The organism is Yinghuangia sp. ASG 101 (genome assembly GCF_021165735.1).
In the GTDB taxonomy this organism is placed as follows: Bacteria; Actinomycetota; Actinomycetes; order Streptomycetales; family Streptomycetaceae; genus Yinghuangia.
The window spans coordinates 6,758,853-6,780,285 of record NZ_CP088911.1; the positions used below are offsets into that span (position 1 = coordinate 6,758,853).

16 protein-coding genes are annotated in these 21,433 nt (G+C 72.9%); 8 read left to right on the forward strand and 8 right to left on the reverse strand.

The genetic code is table 11. The features are described from left to right. Window position 1: 1 nt before the first annotated feature. Together LO772_RS28960 and polX are read left to right on the forward strand one after the other, a co-directional pair. Window positions 2–1,294, forward strand: a complete 1,293-nt coding sequence (locus LO772_RS28960; RefSeq protein WP_231774967.1) for an NADH-quinone oxidoreductase subunit D — start codon at window positions 2–4, stop codon at window positions 1,292–1,294. 30 nt (window positions 1,295–1,324) lie between these two features. Further along, window positions 1,325–3,061 (forward strand): DNA polymerase/3'-5' exonuclease PolX, encoded by a 1,737-nt coding sequence (gene polX, locus LO772_RS28965; protein ID WP_231774968.1) that lies wholly within the window; start codon window positions 1,325–1,327, stop codon window positions 3,059–3,061. Between the two features lie 205 nt (window positions 3,062–3,266). On the opposite strand, the gene LO772_RS28970 is transcribed toward polX, so the two are convergent. Beyond that, window positions 3,267–4,247: an LLM class flavin-dependent oxidoreductase gene (locus LO772_RS28970; RefSeq protein WP_231774969.1), complete on the reverse strand. Its 981-nt coding sequence runs from the start codon at window positions 4,245–4,247 to the stop codon at window positions 3,267–3,269. A 213-nt stretch (window positions 4,248–4,460) separates the two neighbouring features. Between LO772_RS28970 and LO772_RS28975 the strand changes: the two genes are divergently transcribed. Next, window positions 4,461–5,741 carry a cytochrome P450 gene (locus LO772_RS28975; protein ID WP_231774970.1) on the forward strand — a complete coding sequence of 427 codons (1,281 nt, stop codon included), beginning with the start codon at window positions 4,461–4,463 and terminating at the stop codon, window positions 5,739–5,741. 19 nt (window positions 5,742–5,760) lie between these two features. Here LO772_RS28975 and LO772_RS28980 read toward each other — a convergent pair whose 3' ends face one another. The 6 genes from LO772_RS28980 to LO772_RS29005 all read right to left on the reverse strand — a co-directional run bounded on the left by LO772_RS28980 (window position 5,761) and on the right by LO772_RS29005 (window position 13,181). Beyond that, complete coding sequence (locus tag LO772_RS28980; protein ID WP_231774971.1) at window positions 5,761–6,819, reverse strand: SCO2521 family protein; 1,059 nt, start codon at window positions 6,817–6,819, stop codon at window positions 5,761–5,763. Continuing rightward, window positions 6,816–7,835: an SCO2522 family protein gene (locus LO772_RS28985; RefSeq protein ID WP_231774972.1), complete on the reverse strand. Its 1,020-nt coding sequence runs from the start codon at window positions 7,833–7,835 to the stop codon at window positions 6,816–6,818. The genes LO772_RS28980 and LO772_RS28985 overlap by 4 nt, the downstream gene beginning before the upstream one ends. Beyond that, a complete protein-coding gene (locus tag LO772_RS28990) occupies window positions 7,832–8,746 on the reverse strand; it encodes an SCO2523 family variant P-loop protein (protein ID WP_231774973.1) in 915 nt (304 codons plus the stop codon). The genes LO772_RS28985 and LO772_RS28990 overlap by 4 nt, the downstream gene beginning before the upstream one ends. Next, window positions 8,747–10,570 (reverse strand): SCO2524 family protein, encoded by a 1,824-nt coding sequence (locus LO772_RS28995; protein ID WP_231774974.1) that lies wholly within the window; start codon window positions 10,568–10,570, stop codon window positions 8,747–8,749. Window positions 10,571–10,592: 22 nt separating this feature from the next. Then, window positions 10,593–11,321 carry an SCO2525 family SAM-dependent methyltransferase gene (locus LO772_RS29000; protein ID WP_231774975.1) on the reverse strand — a complete coding sequence of 243 codons (729 nt, stop codon included), beginning with the start codon at window positions 11,319–11,321 and terminating at the stop codon, window positions 10,593–10,595. A 216-nt stretch (window positions 11,322–11,537) separates the two neighbouring features. Next, window positions 11,538–13,181 carry a type IV secretory system conjugative DNA transfer family protein gene (locus tag LO772_RS29005; protein ID WP_231774976.1) on the reverse strand — a complete coding sequence of 548 codons (1,644 nt, stop codon included), beginning with the start codon at window positions 13,179–13,181 and terminating at the stop codon, window positions 11,538–11,540. Between the two features lie 504 nt (window positions 13,182–13,685). Here LO772_RS29005 and LO772_RS29010 point away from each other — a divergent pair. Genes LO772_RS29010 through LO772_RS29020 form a run of 3 tightly spaced genes read left to right on the forward strand, consistent with a single transcriptional unit; the run spans window position 13,686 to window position 16,655 of the window. Next, complete coding sequence (locus LO772_RS29010) at window positions 13,686–14,666, forward strand: FecCD family ABC transporter permease (RefSeq protein WP_231774977.1); 981 nt, start codon at window positions 13,686–13,688, stop codon at window positions 14,664–14,666. After that, window positions 14,663–15,757 carry a FecCD family ABC transporter permease gene (locus tag LO772_RS29015; RefSeq protein ID WP_231774978.1) on the forward strand — a complete coding sequence of 365 codons (1,095 nt, stop codon included), beginning with the start codon at window positions 14,663–14,665 and terminating at the stop codon, window positions 15,755–15,757. The genes LO772_RS29010 and LO772_RS29015 overlap by 4 nt, the downstream gene beginning before the upstream one ends. 1 nt (window position 15,758) lies before the next feature. Continuing rightward, a complete protein-coding gene (locus LO772_RS29020) occupies window positions 15,759–16,655 on the forward strand; it encodes an ABC transporter ATP-binding protein (protein WP_443089334.1) in 897 nt (298 codons plus the stop codon). Between the two features lie 300 nt (window positions 16,656–16,955). Here the strand turns inward: LO772_RS29020 and LO772_RS29025 are convergent, their stop codons facing one another. Further along, window positions 16,956–18,335: a salicylate synthase gene (locus tag LO772_RS29025; RefSeq protein ID WP_231774979.1), complete on the reverse strand. Its 1,380-nt coding sequence runs from the start codon at window positions 18,333–18,335 to the stop codon at window positions 16,956–16,958. Window positions 18,336–18,613: 278 nt separating this feature from the next. Between LO772_RS29025 and LO772_RS29030 the strand changes: the two genes are divergently transcribed. Further along, window positions 18,614–19,993: a lysine N(6)-hydroxylase/L-ornithine N(5)-oxygenase family protein gene (locus LO772_RS29030; protein ID WP_231779773.1), complete on the forward strand. Its 1,380-nt coding sequence runs from the start codon at window positions 18,614–18,616 to the stop codon at window positions 19,991–19,993. Between the two features lie 2 nt (window positions 19,994–19,995). Then, a complete protein-coding gene (gene entS, locus LO772_RS29035; RefSeq protein WP_231774980.1) occupies window positions 19,996–21,372 on the forward strand; it encodes an enterobactin transporter EntS in 1,377 nt (458 codons plus the stop codon). Window positions 21,373–21,433 lie beyond the last annotated feature (61 nt).

Consider the following 21,433-nt stretch of genomic DNA (forward strand, 5'->3'; position numbering starts at 1 on the left):
TATGGCGGTCCGTGAGGTTTTCGTCGAGTCGGGGACGGAACTGACCGATGCCGTCGCGGATTTGGGTGCGACGGCCGAGGAGCGCATCGTCGTCAACCTCGGACCGCAGCACCCGTCCACACACGGCGTGCTCCGGCTCGTTCTGGAACTCGACGCCGAACGCGTGGTCGAGGCACGGGTCGGCATCGGCTACCTCCACACCGGCATCGAGAAGAACTGCGAGTTCCGCAACTGGACACAGGGCGTGACCTTCGTGACACGCGCCGACTACCTCATGCCGGTGTTCAACGAGGTCGCCTACTGCCTGGGCGTCGAACAACTGCTCGGCATCACCGACCAGGTGCCCGAGCGCGCCCAGGTGATCCGCGTCCTGCTGATGGAGCTGAACCGCATCTCGTCCCACCTCGTCGCGATCGCCACCGCCGGCATGGAACTCGGCGCGCTGACCGTGATGACGTTCGGGTTCCGCGACCGCGAACTACTCCTCGACGTCTTCGAGGCCATCACCGGGCTGCGCATGAACCACGGCTTCGTCCGGCCCGGCGGCCTGGTCCAGGACCTGCCGCCGGGCGCCGAGGCCCACGTCCGGGACCTGCTGCGGGTGCTGCCGGAACGCCTCCACGAATACGAACTGCTGCTCGACGACAACGCCGTCTTCCGTGCCCGGACCGTCGGCGTCGGCCACCTCGACCTGGCCGGATGCGTCAAACTCGGCGTCACCGGGCCGATACTGCGCGCCACCGGGCTGCCCCACGACCTGCGCAAGAGCCGGCCGTACTGCGGCTACGCGGACTACGACTTCGACGTACCGGTCGCGGAGGGCTGCGACGCGTACGACCGCTACCGGCTGCGGATCGCCGAGATGCGCGAGTCGCTGCGCATCGTCGGGCAGTGCCTGGACCGGCTGCGCCCGGGGCCGGTGATGGTCGCCGACAAGAAGATCGCGTGGCCCGCGCAGCTCTCGCTCGGGTCGGACGGACTCGGCAACTCCGCCGAGTACATCCGCACCATCATGGGCACGTCGATGGAGGCGCTGATCCATCACTTCCGGCTGGTCACCGAGGGGTTCGCGGTGCCGCCCGGCCAGGTCTGCACAGCGGTCGAGTCCCCGCGCGGCGAGCTGGGGTGCCACCTGGTGTCGACGGGCGGGCCGCGGCCGTACCGCGTGCACCTGCGCGACCCGTCGTTCACCAATCTCCAGGCGCTCGCCCTGATGGTGGAAGGCGGGCTGGTCGCGGACGTCATCGCATCGCTGGCCAGCACCGACCCGGTGCTGGGCGGCGTCGACCGCTGACCCGGCGGCCCGCGCGGCGCCGGTCGCAGGATGGGAGGAAGGGTGCGAGCGAACGACGATGTCGCGGCGCTGCTCCAGGAGTTCGCCGACATCACGGCGATCACCGGCGGCGACGCGTTCAAGGCACGGGCCTACGAGAAGGCCGCCCGGGCGGTCGCCGGCTTCGGGTCGGATGTCGCGAAACTCGACGACAAGAGCCTGCGGGAGATCCCGAACGTCGGGAAGTCCATCGCCGACAAGATCGCCGAATACGTGCGGACCGGCCACATCGCCGTCGTCGACGAGGCCCGCTCGGCCATCCCCGCCGGGGTGCGCGAACTCACCGCGATCCCCGGCCTCGGGCCGCGCAAGGCGCTGGTTCTCTACGACGTCCTGGGGGTGTCGTCCGTCGAGGGGCTGGTCGACGCGGTGCACGCGGGCAAGCTGCGCGACCTCAAGGGCTTCGGCCCGAAGTCCGAGGAGAACATCCTGCACAGCGTCGCGCTCATGCGGCAGGCGAGCGGCCGGATCCTGCTCGGCACCGCGATGGGCATCGCCGAGCGGATCGTGGCGGAGCTGTCGGCCGTCTCCGGGTGCGCGCGCTGCACGTACGCCGGATCGCTGCGCCGGATGAAGGAGACCATCGGCGACATCGACATCCTCGTGGCCGCCGAGGACTCGGCGCCGTTCATGGCCGCGCTGCGCGAACTCCCGCACACCGCCGAGGTGATCGCGCACGGGGAGAAGAAGACGTCGATCCGGACGACCGAGGGCCTGCAGGTCGATCTGCGGGTGCTGCCGCCCGCCGCGTGGGGCGCCGGGCTCCAGTACTTCACCGGCTCGAAGGAGCACAACGTCCGCGTGCGGGCGATCGCGGTGCGGCAGGGGCTCCGGCTGTCCGAGTACGGCCTGTTCCACGCCAAGAACGACACCATGATCGTGTCCGACACCGAGGAGGCGATCTACGACCGGCTCGGCCTGCCGTGGATTCCGCCGCCGCTGCGCGAGGACCGCGGCGAGATCGAGGCCGGGCTGCGCGGGGAACTCCCCGACCTGGTGGCCGAAAGCGACCTCCGCGGCGATCTGCACACGCACACCGATCTCACCGACGGGCTGTCGCCGCTCGCGGACATGGTGGCGGCGGCGGCCGAACGCGGTTACGCGTATTACGCGGTGACCGACCACGCGCCGGACCTCGCGATGCAGCGGATGACGACGGAGAAGATGCTCGCGCAGCGCGACCAAGTGCGGGCACTCGACGGGAAGTTCGGCCGCATGCGGCTGCTGCACGGCACCGAGCTGAACATCGGCCCGGACGGCGGACTCGACTGGCCGGACGAGGTGTTGGCCGGCTTCGACCTGTGTGTCGCGTCCGTGCACTCGCACTTCAACCAGAGCCGCGACGAGCTGACGCGCCGTCTGATCCGCGCGTGCGAGAACCCGTACGTCTCCGTGCTCGGCCACCCGACGACGCGCCGCATCGGCAAACGCGCGGGCCTGGACGCCGACTTCGACGCGGTCTTCGCGGCGTGTGCGCGCACCGGCACCGCGCTGGAGGTCGACGCCCACCCCGAACGCCTTGATCTGCGCGACGAGGACATCCTGCGGGCCCGGCGGCACGGCGTGAAGTTCGCGGTCGACTCGGACGCGCACGCGGCGACGCACCTGCCGTACATCCGCTTCGGCGTCGGCACGGCGCAGCGCGGGTGGCTCACGAAAGACGACGTGATCAACACGTGGCCGCTCGCGCGGCTGCGGCGGTTCCTGGACAAGGGGCGCGGGAGCTGAGGGGTGGGGGCGGGCGGGCCGCGCGGGGTGCCGTGGACCGCGTCCGGCCGGGGGGCGTGGCGGCGGTGGGACGCGTCGCGGTGCCACGGCGGCGGGCGGCGCGTGGGGGCGCCGCCCGCCGCCATGGACCCGCGGGCGGTGCGGTGGCCCGCGCGGGGCCTCGGCGGTGTCCGCGCCGGCCGGTGGACGCGGCGTGCCGTCCCGCTTACAGGTTGGGCAGGACCTCGGTCTCGAAGAGACGCAGGCTCTCCCAGGCCAGCTCCGGCGGGATGCCGCCCATGAGCGGGTGGAACACCGCGAAAGCGCGATCGCCCGCGGCCTGGAGTTCGGCGGTCAGCTCCTCGGGGGTGACGACGCGGTACCGGCCGCTGCTGCGCAGTTCGTCGGGGTCGTCGGGAATGCTGTAGCCGCCGTGTCCCGCGGTGCCGGCCGCCGCGGCGTGGGCGCCGTATTCGACGGACTCGTGCATCGCGTGCGGGCGGATGCGCTCCCAGTCGCGGTCCGGGTCCTTGGACACGTGCAGGAAGCTGCCGTCGCCCGAGGAGTACGGCCCCGGGTCGGGGTGGCCGAGCTTGACGCGCTCGTCGCGGTAGAACTCCCACACGCCGGGCCAATTGGGGGCGAAGCCGTCCGCGATCCGTGCCGCGCGGCGGGCGACCGCCTCCACGGCGCCGCCGAGGATGATCGGCGGGCCGTCCGGGCGGGACGGTGTGGGGGTGACGCGGATCGTCCGGCCCCGGAACTCGAACGGCTCGCCGGTCCACGCCGCGCGCAGGGTGTGCACGGTCTCGGTGGTGAGTTTGGCCCGGTCCTTCATCGATACGCCGAACATGTCGAACTCGTGGGCCATGTAGCCGTTCGCGAGGATCACGCTGAGCCGTCCGCCGCTGAGCACGTCGGCGACCGCGAGGTCCTCGGCCAGGCGCACGGGGTCGTGCAGCGGCGCCGGGATCGCCGCGATGGTGATGTTGAGACGACGCGAGCGGGCGGCCACCGCCGACGCCAGGAGGAGCGGCGACGGGAGGTAGCCGTCCTCGCTTCCGTGGTGTTCCGATAGCGTCACCGACGCGAAGCCCACCCGGTCCGCCCACTCGACCATGTCGAGGGCCGCCGCGTACCGCTCGGACATCTCGGTGCCGGCGAACGCGGGGTTGCGGAAGTCGAACCTGAGAAGGAACACCGCCATGCGTGAACTCCTGCGTGTCGTGCCGCGCCCGGTGCGGCACGGCGTGGGGGTGTGCCCGCGCCCGCGGACCGGGCCGGTCGCCCCCGTGCACCGGGACAGGCCCTCGGATGAGAATCATATTCTCGTGTGTGAAGAATGAATTATGCAGACCGGTGCGGCAAAGAGCCAGCCTCGGCGGTGAGCCGGTCGGGAGAACGTTGGGGTGGTGGACCTATGCCGGCGGACTTCGCGCGCTGCCCCGCGCGGCCCGAGGCGACCCGGTGGTCGCCCGACCTGGGCATGTGGCTCATCGGACGGTACGACGAGATCCGCGAGGTCATGACGGACCGGGCCGGCTTCGGCCCGGACAACGCGCTCCTCGCCGTCACGCCGCCGGCGCGCCCCGCCCTGCGGGAACTGGCCGCCGCCCGGTTCGCCCTCCCGCCGACCCTCGCCTCCAACGGCGGCCCGACCCACCGGACGTTCCGTGCGTGGACCGCACGATGGTTCTCCGGGAGCCGCGTCGACGCGGCACGCCCGCGCGCGGAGGCATTGGCGCGCACCGGTGCGGAGCAGGCACGTGCGCGGCTCGACGCCGACGGGGAGTGCGACCTCGTCCCGCCGCTGTGCCGGCCGGTCGCGGCGACGGTGCTGCTTGATCTGCTCGGCGTCGAGGAGGGCGCGGGGGCCGGCGCGACGGGGGGAGCGGGCGCGGACGGGCCCGGCGGGGGGCCCGGCGGACCTCCCGGCCCGGGCGGTGCGGCTCCCCTGGAGCTGGACCTCCTGCACCGCTGGTCCGCCGACTCGCTCGAACTCTTCTGGGGCCGCCCGGACCCCGAACGCCAACACGAACTCGCCGTCTCGTGCGCGCAGTTCCACCGCTGGCTCCGTGACCGCGTGCGCGCCGCCCGGGAGTCCGGCGGCGACGGCTTCCTCGCGGGGCTGACACGCCTCGTGCTGCCGGAGCCGGACGCGCGCGAGGTCACCGACGAAGAGGCCGTCAGCGTCTGCTACTTCCTGCTCATCGCGGGCCAGGCGACGACGGCGCAACTGGCCGCCGCGACACTCCACCTCCTGCTCGGCGACCGCCCGGTGTGGGAGCGGCTGTGTGCCGAACCGCACCTCGCCCCGCGTGCCGTGGAGGAGGCGCTGCGCCTGGTCCCGTCGGTCACCACGTGGCGGCGCGTCGCCCGCGAGGAGCGCGTCGTCGGCGGTCGGCACATCCGGGCCGGGGACCAGGTGCTGCTGCGGCTCGCCGACGCCGGCCGCGATCCCGACGTGTTCGACGAACCCGAACGGGTACGCCTCGACCGCCCCCATCCGCGCGCCCATCTGGCGTTCGGTGTCGGGCCGCACCGCTGCCTGGGCGCCGAGCTGGCCCGGATGGAGGTCACGGCGGTCGTCGACGCGGCCGTACGCCTCCTGCCGGGTATCCGCCTCGCCGCCGACGACGTTCCGATGCTCGACCTGCTGTCGTTCCGCGCGCCGAGGGAGGTCCGCGTGCGGCGCGGCTGACGCGGCCTCGCGCGTGCCGCTACGCGCCGCACACCGGGGACACGCCGTTGGGGGCCGCACCCCCCAGACGGGCGTCGGGCGGCGGGGAATGCGGGCCGCGGTGGTCCGGGGAGACCCGCCGCCGGTACGGGACGGACGGTACCGGCGGGCGGGACAGCAGCTCCAGGGTGTTCAACGCCATGTGGTCGCGGATCCGGTCGACGCTCGACCGCCACTGGCGGGTGAGCCCCGGGGCGGCTTCGAGGTCGTCCCACACCGCGAGCAGCGCGGGCGCCACGTCCAGGCCGGGCATCCACACGTGCAGCAGGTGGTCCACCGCCGGGCGCAGCCGCCGCAGCGAGGCCGGGTCGGCGGGGCCGGCGCACGCCCGCTCGGCCACGTCGGCGACCACGGTCAGCAGCCAGTCGTGCAGGGCCAAGTCCTCGCACAGCGCGGCGATTTCCGCCGCGTCGGCGAAGGTCGGGGACGGCAGCCGCAGGTGCAGTGTGCGCCGCGTGGCGTCGTGCAGTGTGAAGACGCCGCCGGGCCGGTCGCCGTCACCGAACGCGGCGGACCACCGCAGCCGGGTGCGGCGTGCCCGGAACGCGGGAAGCCGGTCGAGCGACGACGCGCCCTGGACACGCGCGAGCAGCTGCTCGCACGCGGCTCCGGGGTCGAGTGTCGGGCCCGGCGCGTCGGTTCCGGGGAATCCGGCGGCCAGGTCGTCCGCCGTGGCGCGGCCGGACGCCTCGACGGTGCCGAGGCGTTCGAGGTGCCGTGCCCAGTCGGGGCGGCGCGGGCCGCCCGCGACGAGGGTGGCGCGTGCCGAGGCCTGCAGGACGCGCCCGGCGGTCACCCGGGCGCGGGCCAGGATGGTGCCGGTGCCGCGTGTCTTGGTCCCCGAGCCGGTGCTCAGCGGGCAGTCGACCGGGTGCACGAGGTCGGCGGACACCGCGCGGGGCACCGGGCGTTCGGCGGACCGGACGCGGGCTCCCTCGACGAGGTCGAGCAGGGCGCCGGCGCCGGGCGGGGTGAGGGGCGCGGAGTTCATGAGCAGTGCGGTGCGTACCTCGCCGACCACCAGGAGCGGCGCCCTCACCGGCCGCCACCGGTGCCCTGGCCGTCCGTCGCGGCGAACCGGTCGGCCACCAAGGCGTAGTTGACGCGTCCGGGAAGGTCGGGGGGCAGCGGGACGCCCTCGGCCGCGGCACGCGCGGCGATGCGGTCGCGTACCGCGGCGTCGATCGCGGTGTGCCCGAGGACCACCCGCACGGCGTGTTCGATGGGCAGGAACCGGGTGCCCATCACGGAGAACGTCCGGTACGCCGTGAACGGCGCGGCGGACGGGTTGAGCCGGATCACGGCGGGCAGGTCGTCCCAGTCGTCGGGGAAGTCGGGCGCGGACCACGGGACGGGGGAGGCGACCGCGGCACCGCGGTCGCGCAGCAGCCCCAGGCGCAGGAGTTGCCACACCGCGGCCAGGAACGGGCAGGACCACGTGCGGTGTTCGCCGTCGCCGTCCCACAACTCGACGTCCAGGAACACCGAGTGCCTGCGCGCCCCGAACTCGCGCGGTGGCCGCCAGTCGGGGGGCGGCGCCATCGCCTCCGCGCCGACCGGCACGGGGGACCGCGTGCCGTTGCACATCCAGCCGGACACGTCGGTCGGCGGCCGGGCGCCGTTGCCGCCCTCGGGGGGCGACGGCACCAGGCGGGACGCGAGGAGCGCGGCGGGGGAGACGTCCCCGGCCCGCGCGCATCCGGACTCGCGGCCGAGGTAGTCGATCTCGACGCCGGATTCCCGTGCCGCGGCGACGAGTTCGGGGATCAGCTCGGCCGGGGACGCGAGCCGCGTGAAGTAGTCGTCGACGAGGAAGCAGGTGCTCACCCGGGCCCGACGGCCCGGCGGTGCCGCGACCGCGCGGGCCGTCTCCGCCCACGGGGCGATGGCGGCGAAGTGCTCGCGGAGCCGGTCCGGGCCCGCGGCGAAGTCCTCCATGTACAGGTGGCCCAGCTCGACGGACGTGTGCGCGAGCGGCACCGACGCGCTCCAGTCCTGGGCCGACTGTTCGCGGAACACCGTGGCCGCATCCGTGCGGTGGCGGTCGACGGTCACAGGACCTCCCAGCGGGCGGCGTCGGTGAGGGCGTGCGCCAGGTCCGCCAGGGCGTCGACCGTCTCGCGGTTGGCGATTCGGCTGACCAGGGCGTCGGCGTCGGTGAGCAGTTGCTCGCGCCACTGGAGTACGGGATCGAGGGGGACGCTGCCGAGCAGCGCGGTACGGCCGAGGCGGTGGCTCGCGGCGAGGTCGCTCAGTTCGCGGTCGCAGGCCACCAGCCACTCGGCCTGGGCGGGGCGCGGCTCGCCGCCGGTCAGCGTCGCGGGTTTCGGGACCGCGGCGCGGACGTACCGGACGCGCTCCGCGAGGTCGGCGCTGTCGTGGCCCATCGCGGCGCCGGCCGCGAGGATGCCGCGATCACCGTGCACCAACCCCGCGGTGGCCACGATGTGTTGCCGTGTCCACCGGTGGAACACCAGCCAGCGCACGGTGGTTTCGCGCAGTTCGGGGCGGGCCGTGCTGCGCAGCGCCAGCTCGATCGCGTACGAGCGGCCCGCGCTCAGGTCGACGAACGTGACGTCGAACTCCTCCTCCAGGCGCAGGAACAGCTCGGCGCAGCGGTCCGTCATGGCCGGGTCGGTGGGGAATTCGCCGCCGCCGGGGTCGCCGGGGAACAGCTCCAGTCGGCCGCAGGTCGCCGGGCGCAGGCGCAGTTCCTTGCGCCGGGAGTGCGCCCACACGTCGAACTGCTGTGGCTCACCGGTGCGTCCGCGCAGGTACGCGTGCAGCCCGGCGCCGGAGGAGCGTGGCGCGCCGTCGAGCTCGAAGACCGCGGTGGCGGTCGGGGAGCCGAAGTCGAAGTCGACGTACGCGACGTCGTCCCCGAGCAGGGCGCGCCGGTAGGCCATGTTGGCGCAGGTTACCGAACGGCCGGTGCCGCCCTTGTCGGAGGTGGCGAAGACCAGCATTCAGATCATCCCCCTGGCTGCTTGCTCGCGGGCCGAGGCCAGCGCGTCGAGGCGGCGCAGGGCGTCGGACGCGAGGGCGATCGCGACGGCCGGGTGCCGGTCGGCCTGGCTGCGGGACCGGCGCAACACGACGCCGATCAGGTGGAGTTCGGAGTCGACGGACGGAGCGTGCATGGTGCGGGTCAGCATCTCCCGGGCGAGTAGGTGTTCGGCCTCGCGGAGCATGTCCGCGGCGGTGTCGACGAGGCCCGGAGCGGGCACGAGTTCGGCGGCGATGCCGGCCGCCGCGACGACGAGTGTCTCCACGGCCCGTTCGGTCATGTGCCAGGACGGCGCGGTCGGCGGGACGGGCGCGCCGGGGTAGACGCGCTCGGGGGCGTCCCACAGCCCGGCGGCGGTTCCGGAGTCCAGTCGGCGCTTCCACAGGTGGTCGGTGAGTTCCCCGGCCAGCGCGAGCATCGCGTCGCGGTGGTCCATCGTCCGGGCCAGCGCGGCGACCTGGAGGGCGCGTTTGAGGACGACGGGGGTGAAGTCGTCGACGGTCCATCCCACGGGCGGGCCGAGGCGTTCGGCGCCGTGCAGGGGTGCGGTCATGCCCGGGGCGTGCAGGGCGACGGCCGGGTCGTCGGGCAGTGCGCGGCGGGTGATCTTGGCGCGTGCGGCCAGTTCCTCCAGTACCGCCACGACGGGCCGTAGTTCGTGGCCGAGCGGGAGGTCGTCGGGGTCGCCCTGGCGCATGAAGTTGTGGATCAGGATGGACGCGACGTGCAGTGTGGAGTAGTCGGACTCGTCCCAGTCGGGTCCCCGCCACGGGATGTCCCGCAGCGGCCAGTCGCCGCCCGCCCGGGCCAGGATGCTCCAGTAACGCTGCGTCAGTTCCCAGCGGACCAGGAGTTGTTGGGCCAGCGTGAGCTGGCCGTCGTGCAGCAGGCCGGGCAGCAGTGTCTCCCGTGCCGAGAACAGGTCGACGATGCCGTCCATCGCGGCCACCGTGAAGTACAGCGACGGGTGCGGGTCGGCGGCGTGGCCGGTGTCGGCGTGCGGGGGCTCGGCGCGGCCCCAGGCCCAGCCGCAGGCGAACAGGCGGTTCTCGTCGCCGAGTTGGGCGCGGGTGGGAGCGGGCAGGTCGAGGCCGCGCAACCCGAGCCGGATCGGGCGGAGTTCGCGCAGCAGCGTGTGGAGCCTGCGGGAGTCGGGGGCGGCGTCGCGGAACACCGTGGTCACCAGCGTCCGGCCGGCGTCGGAGTCCTGGGGGAACGCCTGGGCCACGAAGGATTCGCGCAGCGCCGTCATGGCGTGGGTGAGCCGTGCCGACGCCGCGCGGCGCAGGGTGTCGAGGCGGTCGCGCGTTCCGGGCGCGCGGACGCGTCGTTCGCAGGCGTGGGCGAACGCGAGCATCGACAGGCACAGCGTGACGCTGATCGAGAACGACTCGACCGTCTCGATGCGGCGTTGGGCCGCGGACGGTTCCTCACCGGCGTTCAGCGCGCGCAGTTGTCCGGGCGCGGCGAAGACCGGGCCGCCGTCCGCTCCGGTGTAGCCCTCCAGGTATTCGAGGCAGATCTCCACGACCGTGCGCGGGATGCCCTGGTGGTCGCCGAGCGGCGCCAGCGCGTCGAGGACGTCCTGGCCGGTCGTGTCCGGGTCGGCGAAGCCGAGGCCGGGCATCCGCATCGCGGGATAGAGCAGGCACACCAACTGCTCGGCGTCGCGCATCGAGTCGCCGGACGGCCACGGAGCGGCGGTGCCGGTCGAGCGTGCGGCGCATCGTGCGGCCAGGGCCTTCCAGATGTCGAGCAGCCGACGCCGGGGGAGTGTCGTCACGTGGGGGAAATCTCGCCGGTGGTCACTTCACCGCGCCGTGGGCGAGGAGCATGCCGGTATAGCCGTGGCGCAGCGGCGCACCGTCCAGGCCGACGCGTTCCACGGTGAAATCGGCGGCCAGTTCCGCGAGTTCGCCTTCGACGTCGGCGCTTTCGACGGCGACGGCCGGGAAATGCCGGCCGCCGACTTCGTAGCCCTGCGAGTTTTCCATGAACGCGATGACGAACGGGGCGTGCGGGCGCAGGAGTCGGTGAAAGCGCCGCAGCGCGTCGCGGAACTCCTCCCGCGATGTGGAGAACGACTCGGCGACGAAGAACATCGTCCCGATGTCCCACGGCCCGCCCTCGACGCCGGCGAGCAGGTCCACTTGTGCGACACGGGCCCGCTTCGCGAGCGCGGCGCGCGGGTCCGCGATACCGCGGTAGGCCCGGTGTTCGCGCAGTACCGCCCAATAGGGGTCCCACAACGGCGCGTATGCCGCGGTTTGTTCGCGCAGCCAGGCGACGTTCGACGCGGAATGCTCCAGCAGGCTGACCTCGTCGCAGAACGGCAGCATGCTCAACGCCGGGTAGAGGTTGGTGCCGGATCCGACATCGACGCCGCGGGTCCCGGCGGGGAACTCCCGGCCGCCGAGGAAATCCCGTGCGGTTTCCAGGATTCGGCGGTCGGCCCCGGACAATACGCCGTAGTTGCGGGCCACATAGTCCTGTGAATCGAACAAGTCCCAGTCGTATCCGGCGTTTTCCGGCATGCCTCTCCTTGATCTGATCGCCGAGAGCTGCGCGGCCCTCCAAACGACACGACAGCCTAGGGGCGCCGCCGGACGCGGATACAGGTCGCGATGCGCGCATTGTCGGCGCGAAAGGGATGGGCAATCGTGCGGTGGGCCGCCGCGGCTGGTCCCGCGGCGTGCGGTGGGCGGGTGCGCTTCGGGTCGGCGTGCCGGCGAATTCGCCTCGGTGGAGCGCTACTTCGCCGCGCGCGGCCCGTCGGGGGCGTCGGGTCCATAGCGGGCGAGGGACGCGCGGATGGCATCGGCGTGTGCGCCCTCCCACCACGGCGAGGTCCTGACGAGGATCGGCTTGCTGCCGCTGACCTGCACCCACGCGCGGCCACGCGGCATGGCGCCGAGGACCGCGATGTCCAGGACCTCTTCCGACCGCGACTTGAGGGTCTGCTTCTGGTCCAACGAGGCGAACGCGGTATAGGAGATCTCGTTGGTCGCCGCCTCGAAGTTCGGGGACACGGTGGACACGTCGCCGAGGAACCTGGTGTCTCCCGAACCGCCGCCGTACACGCGGACGTTGGCGGCTCCCCACATCGACGACATTCCGGACTCCCCCCAGACGTCGGCCCCTTGGGCCCAGGACTGGATGATGGTCATCATGATGATGCCGCGCGATCCGTAGTGCGTGTACAGCATGGGGAGTTCGGGCCAGGGGCAGATGTTGGCCGCCTCGTCCAGCACGAAAACGGCCGGGACCGGCAGCCGCCCCCCGGGGGACTCGATCGCGCGGCCCTCGAATTCGTAGGCCAGCGCGGTCGCGAGCGAGACGACGAGCGGCGCCGCCATTTTGTTGGTCTCCTCGGACAGCACGTAGACCGTGCCGTCCTCGCGTTGCGCGAAGTCGCTGTGCCGGAACTCCGGGCGCCGCGGCCCGTCCCCGGGCGTCACCCACCGGGTGACGTTGGGTGCCGCCAGCGGCGAGGCGATCTGCGCCGCGGTGCCGTAGACGCCGGCCCGCTGGAGGGCGGGCGCGGTCATGACGGACTCCACGGACGCCGCCACGAGGTTGTGCCCGGCGTCGCGGAGGATGCGCGCCGCGGTGTCGTCGCTCGGCCGCCGCAACCACGTCAGGACGCGGGTGATCGGCAGGTTGTCGGCGCTCGCGGCGAGCAGCATCGCCCCGAACAGCTCCTGCCCGGCCGGTTCGAAGTAGCCGTCGCTGCGTGCGTGCGACGGGCGGTTGATGCCGGCGAACAGCCCGGCCAGGATCATCGCCCGCACGACATTGTTGTTGATGAACGTCAGGGGGTTCCACCACCACGACGCGGGCTCGTTCGCCTGGTTCTGCGGGTCGAACACCCATACCGGGCCGCGTCGTTCGCGTACGCCGCGGGTGGCGTCGACGATGTCGCGCTTGTTGGACGTGACCACCACCGCGCCCGGTGCGGAGACCACGGCGGGGATGGCGCGCGTCGCCGTCTTGCCGGTGCGGGGCCCCCAGATGTCGAAGTGCATGTCCTCCCACGACCCCCACAGCTCCTGGCGCCCGCGCACCGAGGTGCCGATGGGGATGCCCGGCACGGTCGTGCGGGCCCCCAGGCGGGCGGCCGTTTCCTTCGCCCCGGCGGTCGTGAGCGACCGCACGTCCCGAGGGGACGCCAAATAGCGTGCGGTCCGGTCGATTTCCGGCCCGCGGTCCCGGAAATGGCGTACGGCGAAGACGATCCCCGTGATCGTGGCCCCGGCCAGCGCACCGCACAGGAGCACCAGGGCCGACCGCAGCCACACCGCGAGGAAGACCGTCCCGACCAGAAGGGCCGCCGCCAGGATCGCGTATTGCTGTGCGTACGGGTCGGGCCCGCGCCGTCGCAGGGTGGCCGGCATGGTGGTGCTCCTTTATCCGCGAAGGAGCTTGCAAGCTATCCCGCGCCTCCAGTCGGTGGCCAGGACACACGCGGCGAAATCGTGGCCGCCGCGGAGAACGCCGCGCATTGCGGCGCGGTGCCGCGTGCGGGCCGCGGGAAAGGCCGAAGTGCGCTGGTTCTCCGCGGCGTTGGGATATCGCCGCGCGAGGGCGGGCGGGATACTTGGCCGACCATGGCGCGGGCGGATCGCGCGGGCGGCCTGAACGGCACGCCCGAGGATCGGGACCCCGTCGCCGCGCCCCCTTCCCCCTTTGTCCCGCTCCCCTTCCCCGTTTCTCCGCCGAGGCGTCCCGGCCGGGGTCCGGGCGTCGTCGGCCGTCTCCCGGGGGGAGGGGGCTGCGTAACGGGTGAGGCATGCCTTACCTTAATGGGCGTGCCTCTTCGGGTGGGATCTCCTGACAACCCGGCACGCATATCGGAGACGCCAAAAGCCGCGCCGGCCCGAGTACATGCGTCCCGGGCCGTGACCGTCGGTCTGCTGGCGGCTCTGGTCGTCGTCGCGCTGGTGGCGTCGCTGGCCATCGGGACGAAGAACGTCGCTCCCACCGAGGTGCTCGCCATGCTCGGCGGCGACCGCGAGGGCGACGCGGGGCTGATCTGGGACCTCCGGGTTCCCCGGACCCTGATGGGCCTGCTCGTCGGCGTCTCGATCGGGGTCGCCGGCGCCGTCGCGCAGAACATCACGCGCAACCCCCTCGCCGACCCCGGGCTGATCGGGATCAGTGCGGGGGCCGCGTTCGCGGTGGCGGCCAGTGTGGGCCTGCTCGGGTTGGAAGGCACCTACGCCTACGTCTGGTTCGCGTTCCTCGGCGCCGCCGTCGCGGGGGCGTTCGCGTACGTCATCGGCGGCACCGGGGGCGGCGGCGCGACACCCGCCAAGCTGGCCCTGGCCGGCGCCGCGATCTCGGTGCTGCTGGACGCCGCGACGAGCGCGCTCGTCCTGACCGACCCGCACGCCCTGGACCGCTACCGCTCCTGGGCGGTCGGGTCGCTGACCGGGCGCGGGAACGACCTGGTCTGGCAATTGGCGCCGTTCGTGGTCGCGGGCCTCGTACTCGCCCTCGTGATCTCCGGGAGGCTCAACGCGCTCGCCCTGGGCGACGACCTCGCCACCACCCTCGGCGCGAAGGCCGGGACGACGCGGCTGCTCGGCGCGGCCGTCGTCGTCGTGCTCACCGGCGCGGCCGTCGCCGCGGCCGGACCGATCGTGTTCGTCGGGCTCGTCGTCCCGCATGTGCTGCGCGCGTTCGTCGGCCCCGACGCCCGCTGGCTGGTGCCGTGTTCCGGGCTCGCGGGCGCGGTGCTGCTGCTCGCCGCCGACATCATCGGCCGCGTCATCGCCCGTCCGACCGAGGTCGAGGTGGGCGTCGTCACCGCGTTCCTGGGCGCGCCCTTCCTCATCTACCTGGTCAAGAGCGGCAAGCTGAGGGAGCAGGACAGTTGAAGACCCTCGACCCGCCCGCCGCGCGCACCCCGGGCCCGGCCCGCACCCTGACGTGGGAGCGCGGCCCGATCGGGTTCGTCGTGCGGCCCCGCGCGATCGCGGTGCTGGTCGGCCTGTCGGCGGTCATCTTCGCGGGGCTCGTCGCGTCGCTGACCCTCGGCGACTACGAGCTGCCGTGGACGGACGTCGTCACCGGGTTGTTCCGGGCCGGCCCGCCCGACGCGGAACTCGTCATCCACGAACTGCGCCTGCCGCGCGCCTTGGTCGCGCTCCTGGTCGGGCTCGCGCTCGGCATGGGCGGCGCGGTGTTCCAGGCCGTCACCCGCAATCCGCTCGCGGGGCCCGACCTCATCGGCATCTCCGCCGGGGCCGGCGCCGGCGCGGTGCTGGCGATCATGCTCGGCGGCGTGACCACCGGCCAGTCGACGACGTACGGCGCGGTGCCGTTCGGCGCGTTCGTCGGCGCCCTGGCCACCGCCGCGGTGATCTACGTCCTCGCCTTCCGCGACGGCACGATCACCGGGTACGGCTTCGTCCTGGTCGGCATCGCGGTCAACGGCATGCTGGCCGCGTCCACGCGCTGGATGCTGGCCCGCATCGACATCGACCAGGCCACCCGCGCGACCTCGTGGCTCACCGGCAGCCTCAACGGCCGCGAGTACACGCATGTGCGGTGGCTCTGTTACGCGTTGCTCGTCCTGGTGCCGCTCCTGCTGGCCATGTCCCGGCCGTACCAGATGCTGCAGTTCGACGACGAGACCGCGTCCGGGCTCGGGGTGCCGATCGCCCGCGCGCGGATCGGGCTGCTCGTCCTGGGCACCTGCCTCGTCGCGGTCGCCACGGCGTGTGCGGGGCCGATCGTGTTCGTCGCGCTGGCCGCGCCGCAGATCGCCCGGCGGCTCACCGGAACCGCCGGACTGCCCCTGCTGACCAGCGGGTTCGTCGGAGCCGCCCTGGTCGTCATCGCCGACGTCATCGCCCGTACGGCGTTCACCGTCGAACTGCCCGTCGGGGTCGTCACCGGCGCCATCGGCGCGCCGTACCTGCTGTGGCTGTTGGCCCGGACGAACCGGGCGGGGAAGGGAGGCTGACATGGTGTCCGCACCGACCACGCGCGAGGCCGACGTGAGGGAGCCGGAGACGGCGGCCTCGGACGACGGGGCCGCGACCGGCGGGAGGATCGCCGCGCCGGGGATGTCCGCGTCCGGCGTCACCCTCGCCTACGGCGAACGCGTCGTCGCTCGCGAACTCGACCTGGAGATCCCCGCGGGCAAGGTCACCGCCCTCGTCGGACCGAACGCGTGCGGCAAATCGACCGCGCTGCGGTCCCTCGCCCGGCTGCTCAAGCCCCGTACCGGCGCGGTACTCCTCGACGGACGCGACGCGGGGGAGTTCTCGCCGCGCGAATTCGCCCAACGCCTCGCGCTGTTGCCGCAGACCCCGACCGCGCCCGAGGGCATCACGGTACGCGACCTCGTCGCCCGCGGACGCACGCCCTACCAGCGCTGGTGGCGGCAATGGTCGTCCGCCGACGAGCGGTTCGTGGACGCGGCGCTTGAGGCCACCGGCGTCGACGCGCTCGCCGCCCGCCGCCTCGACGAACTCTCCGGCGGGCAGCGGCAGCGCGTGTGGATCGCGATGGCCCTGGCCCAGGACACACCGGTCCTGCTCCTCGACGAGCCCACGACGTACCTCGACCTGGCGTTCCAGGTCGACGTCCTCGAACTCGTCGCGGAACTCGGCCGGGTCGGCGGACGGACGGTCGTGATGGTGATCCACGAGCTGAACCACGCGTGCCGCTACGCCGACCACCTGATCGCGATGCGCGACGGCCGCGTGATGGCGGCCGGTGCGCCGGCCGACGTGGTCACCCCCGAACTCGTCGAGGACGTCTTCGGGTTGCGCTCCGTGGTGGTGGAATGCCCGGTCGCCGGAACGCCGTTGGTCGTCCCGGTGGGCGGTCGGCGCCCGGCCGACGCGATGGTGTGACCGCGGCGAGGCCGCCGCGCCGTGGCGGCGTGCGGCCCCGGACACCGTGACACACGGCCGCACGGGCGGGGAATGTGGGCCCCGGGGGCCGAGCGGCCGTGCGCTGTGGGGCCGCGTCGGTGTGTGCCGGGGAGTGGCCCGCGCGTGGCCGTTCCGGCGCGCGGACGGGTGCGGACGCGTGGGTATCGCGCGGCTCGGTACCGGACCCGTGCGGGCTCCGGCGAAGCCCGGGACGTGGCGGGACGTGGGGCGGCCGGCCGGAGCGTCGTCGCGCCGCCCGGCCGCCCGGCCGCCCGAGGTCTACTCGGCGGGGACCAAATGGCGGGAAACCGATCGCAGTTTCTCGCAGGTCTCCTCGAACTCGCGCTCGGGTGTGGACTGTTCCACGATGCCGGCGCCGGCCTGGAGCCATGTGCGGCCGTCGCGGCGGAAGATCGTGCGCAGGACCAACGCGGCGTCCAGCGACCCGTCGGCGTCGACCGTGACCACGGCGCCGCTGTAGAGGCCGCGCGCGGCGGGCTCGTGGTGGCGTATGACCTGGTAGGCCGCGGGCTTCGGCACGCCCGACGCGGTGACCGCGGGGAACAGCGCGGCGAACGCCCGCCAGTTGCCGACCCCGGGGCGGAGCGTGCCGGTCAGCGACGAGGCGAGGTGCTGCACGCTGCCGCGCGGCTTGATGCTCATGAAGTCGGTCACGTTGACCGACCCGGGCGCGCACAGCGGCTGCAGCTCGTCGTACGCGACCTTGACCGAGATCGCGTGCTCGAAGACCTCCTTCGGGTCCGCGAGCAGCTCGGAGCGCAGCCGGTCGTTCTCCCCGTCGTCGGCGACGAGGGCGCGCGTCCCGGCCAACGGCTGGGTGGTGACGCGGCGTTCCGCGTCGACCGAGACCACGATCTCCGGGCTGAATCCGGCCGCGGCGACGCCGTCCACGTCGAGCAGGAACGAGCGGGTGGGGCTGTTGGCCCGGCGCCCGGCGACGTACGTGCCGACCAGGTCGACGGGGGTGGGCACCGGCACGACGCGCGACAGGATCACCTTCTGCAGGCGGCGGTCGCGGATCGCGGCGACCGCGCCGCGCACCGACTCGCGGTAGGCGTCGGCGTCGGCCACGGTCACGTCGAGCGGTTCCGGCCGGCGGCGCGAGGGCGACTTGTGGTCGGTCAGGAGGCTTTCGGCGATGTCGAGGTCGACCTCGAACAGCGAGCGGATCAGGGCCCGGCCGGCGGTGAGGCGGACCTCGGTGCGGGGGACCATCAGGTGCAGCAGCGTGTCGTCGCGCACGAGTTCGGGCAGACCCGCCTCGACGTACGCGAGTTCGAAGCCGGCCCATCCGTACGCGCGCCAGCGCGTGACGGGTATCCGCGCGAGGAGGTCGTCGACGGCGGGCAGCGGCGAACCGGTCCAGGGGACGGTATGAGCCTTCTCACCAAGACGGGCGTCGACGGTTGTGCGGGTCACGGTCACCGTGGCGATCGCGCCGAGGGCGACGGACCAGGTGCCGGCGTTCTCGTAGACCACATGGGGTCGGCCGCCGTCGATGCCGAGAGGGGATTCGACCAGTGCCGCCGCAAGTTCCAAAGCGTCTGCGGACAAAGGGATTTCGCGTTCAAGATAGTCGTCGCTCGGAGGGGTCTCCCGCACTGCGGGGCTGACCCGGGAGTGAACATCGGCGGACACGTGGCCTCCGGTGTCTGGCATGGCTGGGGGTAGTTAGGTAAGGCTATCCTGATTAATAGTCGATGAGGTGGGGGTACGTCCATGCCTGCCCGTCGAAGGCAATTGCGGCGAAACGAAGTTCTGGCCACGAGCGCCTTGGTTAGGTTAGCCTAACCTGTCGTATTGCCGTTGATGGTGTGCGCTCATGCGGTCACACCCCAGAAGGGATGCGTGCGTTGACCCCTCCTCAGTACGACGGAAACGACGGACACGACGGCGGCGGCCACGCCCAACCAGCGGTGCACGACCTGATCGGAGTCGGCTTCGGGCCCTCGAACCTCGCCCTCGCGGTCGCGGTGGAGGAGCACAACGCCCACGTCGCCGAAGACCGGCGGATCAAGGCGTTGTTCCTCGAAAAGCAGCCGGCGTTCGGCTGGCACCGGGGCATGCTCGTCGACGGCGCGACGATGCAGGTCTCGTTTCTAAAGGACCTTGTCACGATGCGTAATCCGACAAGCGATTTCAGTTTCGTGTCCTACCTGCACGGCATAGGCCGGCTCGTCGAGTTCATCAACCACAAGGTCTTCTTCCCGCTGCGCGTCGAGTTCCACGGGTACCTCGAATGGGCCGCGTCGCGCGTGGACCACCAAGTGCGCTACAACGCCCACGTCACCGCCGTCCGGCCGGTGCGGTCCGAGGATGGCCGCGTCACGGCGTACGACGTCGTGGTCGGCGAGGGCGACACCGAAGTGCGCCACCGGGCCCGCAACGTCGTCCTGGCACCCGGCCTCAGCCCCCGCCTGCCGGACGGCGTCGTGGCGTCCGAACGCGTCTGGCACAACGCCCGCCTCGTCCCGAACGTCGCCGCCACGGACCCCGCGCGCGTGCGCACCGCGGTGGTCGTGGGAGCCGGGCAGAGCGCCGCCGAGACCGCCGACTACCTGCACCGGCGCTTCCCGGAGGCCGACGTCCACGCGGTCTTCGCGCGCTTCGGGTACTCGCCGGCCGACGACAGCCCGTTCGCCAACCGCATCTTCGACCCCGATGCCGTCGACCAGTTCTACGAGGCCCCCGACGAGGTCAAGGAACTCCTCACCGACTACCACCGCAACACGAACTACTCGGTGGTGGATGGCGACCTCATCACCGAGCTGTACCGCCGCGTCTACGAGGAGCGCGTCGCCGGGCGGCAGCGGCTGTACATCCGCCACGCCTCCCGCGTCGTGGAGCTGCGCGACGGCGGCGAAGGCACCGACGTCGACGTCGAGTTCCTTCCCACCGGAAAGACCGAGACCCTGCGCGCCGACGTCGTCGTCTACGCCACGGGATACCTGCCCGGAGACGCGCTCGCGCTGGTCGAGGGCGCCGAGGCGGTGTGCGCGTACGACGCCGACGGGCGCCCGCGCCTCGGCCGCGACTACCGCGTGGTCACCGAGAAGCCCAGCGCCGCCGGCATCTACCTGCAAGGCCCCACCGAGCACACCCACGGCATCGGGTCGACACTCCTGTCCAACATCGCCGTGCGCGCGGGCGAGATCCTCGCGTCGGTCGGCGAGCACCTGGGCCGCGGCACCGGCTCGAACGGCCGTGCGGTGCCCGGCGTTCCGGGGCAGGCGTCCCGGGGTGCGGGCGGCAACGAGGACCCCCAGCAGGACCTCGCCCTGACGCGGCGGAGCTGACGGTGGCCCTCGGGAAGATCGCGATCGACACCAGACCGCTCAAGGAGAGCCCCGACTTCCGGAAGCTCTTCGCCGCGACGCTGCTGTCGATGCTGGGCACGTGGCTGACCTCGGTCGGCGCGAGCATCCAGGTCTACGACCTCGGCGGATCGTCACTGCACGTCGGCATGGTCAACCTCGTCATCGGCCTCAGCATGTTCGTCGGCCTGCTGGCCGGCGGCGTGCTCGCGGACCGCGTCGACCGCCGCGCGCTCATCCTGCGCACCCGTGCGGGATCAGCCGTGGTGGTGCTGCTGCTCACGGTGAACGCCCTCGTCCCCAGCCCGCAGCTGTGGGTCCTGTACGTCCTGGCGGTCGCGGCCGGGGTCATCGGCGGCCTCGGCTCGCCCGCGCTGATGGCGGTCACCCCCGCCCTGGTCGGCCGCGAACACATTGCCGCGGCCGGGGCGTTCCTCACCATCACGATCCAGTTCGGGGCCATGCTCGGCCCGGGGCTCGCCGGTCTCATCGCGGCCGGCCCGGGCGTCGCCACCTGCTACGCGCTCGACGCGGCCGGGTTCATCGTCGGCGCGATCCTCCTGTCGCGCCTGCCACCGCTGCCGCCCGACCCGGCACACGCGGCGGACCCCGACGACGCCGGCGCGACCCAGCACCCCCTGCACGCGATCGCCGAGGGCTTCCGGTACGTCAAGGCCACACCGGTCATCCGCGGCCTCATCCTCGTGGACGCCGCCGCGGTGGTCCTCGCGATGCCGTTCGCGCTGTTCCCGGAGATGGGCGAGAAGGTCTTCGAGGGCGGTTCGATCACGGTCGGCCTGCTGTACGCCGCCCCCGCGGTCGGCGCCAACATCGGTGCCCTCGTGAGCGGTTGGACCGCCCGCGTGGCCCGTCCCGGCGTCGTGCTGGTCTGTGCGTCGTCGATGTGGGGCCTGGCCGTCATGGGCTTCGGCCTCAGCAAGCACCTGTGGCTCGGCATGCTCCTGCTCGTGGTGGCCGGATTCGCCGACACGATCTCGGAGATCCTGCGCCGCGCCATGGTCCACCACTACACGCCGGACCGGCTGCAAGGCCGCGTGGGCAGCCTCTGGCTCGCCCAGTCCACCTCGGGCCCGGCCGTCGGCAACGCGCTCTCCGGCTCCTTCGGCCGCCTGATCGGCGCCGGAACGACGCTCACCATCGGCGGCGTGGCCTGCGTCGCCGCCGTCGCCACGACCGGAGCGGCCGAGAAGCCGCTGCGGAACGCGAGCCTGCCGACCGAGTTCCCCGCCGCCGGGGAACCCCACGACCCCGCCGCCGAAGCGGACCCCTCCGACGCTCCCGCCCCGGAGCCCGGACCCCCCGTGGCACACGACGCGGCCGTCCCGCCGCAAGCCACCTGAACAGACAGCCACCCGGAAGACAGCCACCCGGAAGACAGCTACCCGAAAGAAGGGGCGAAAC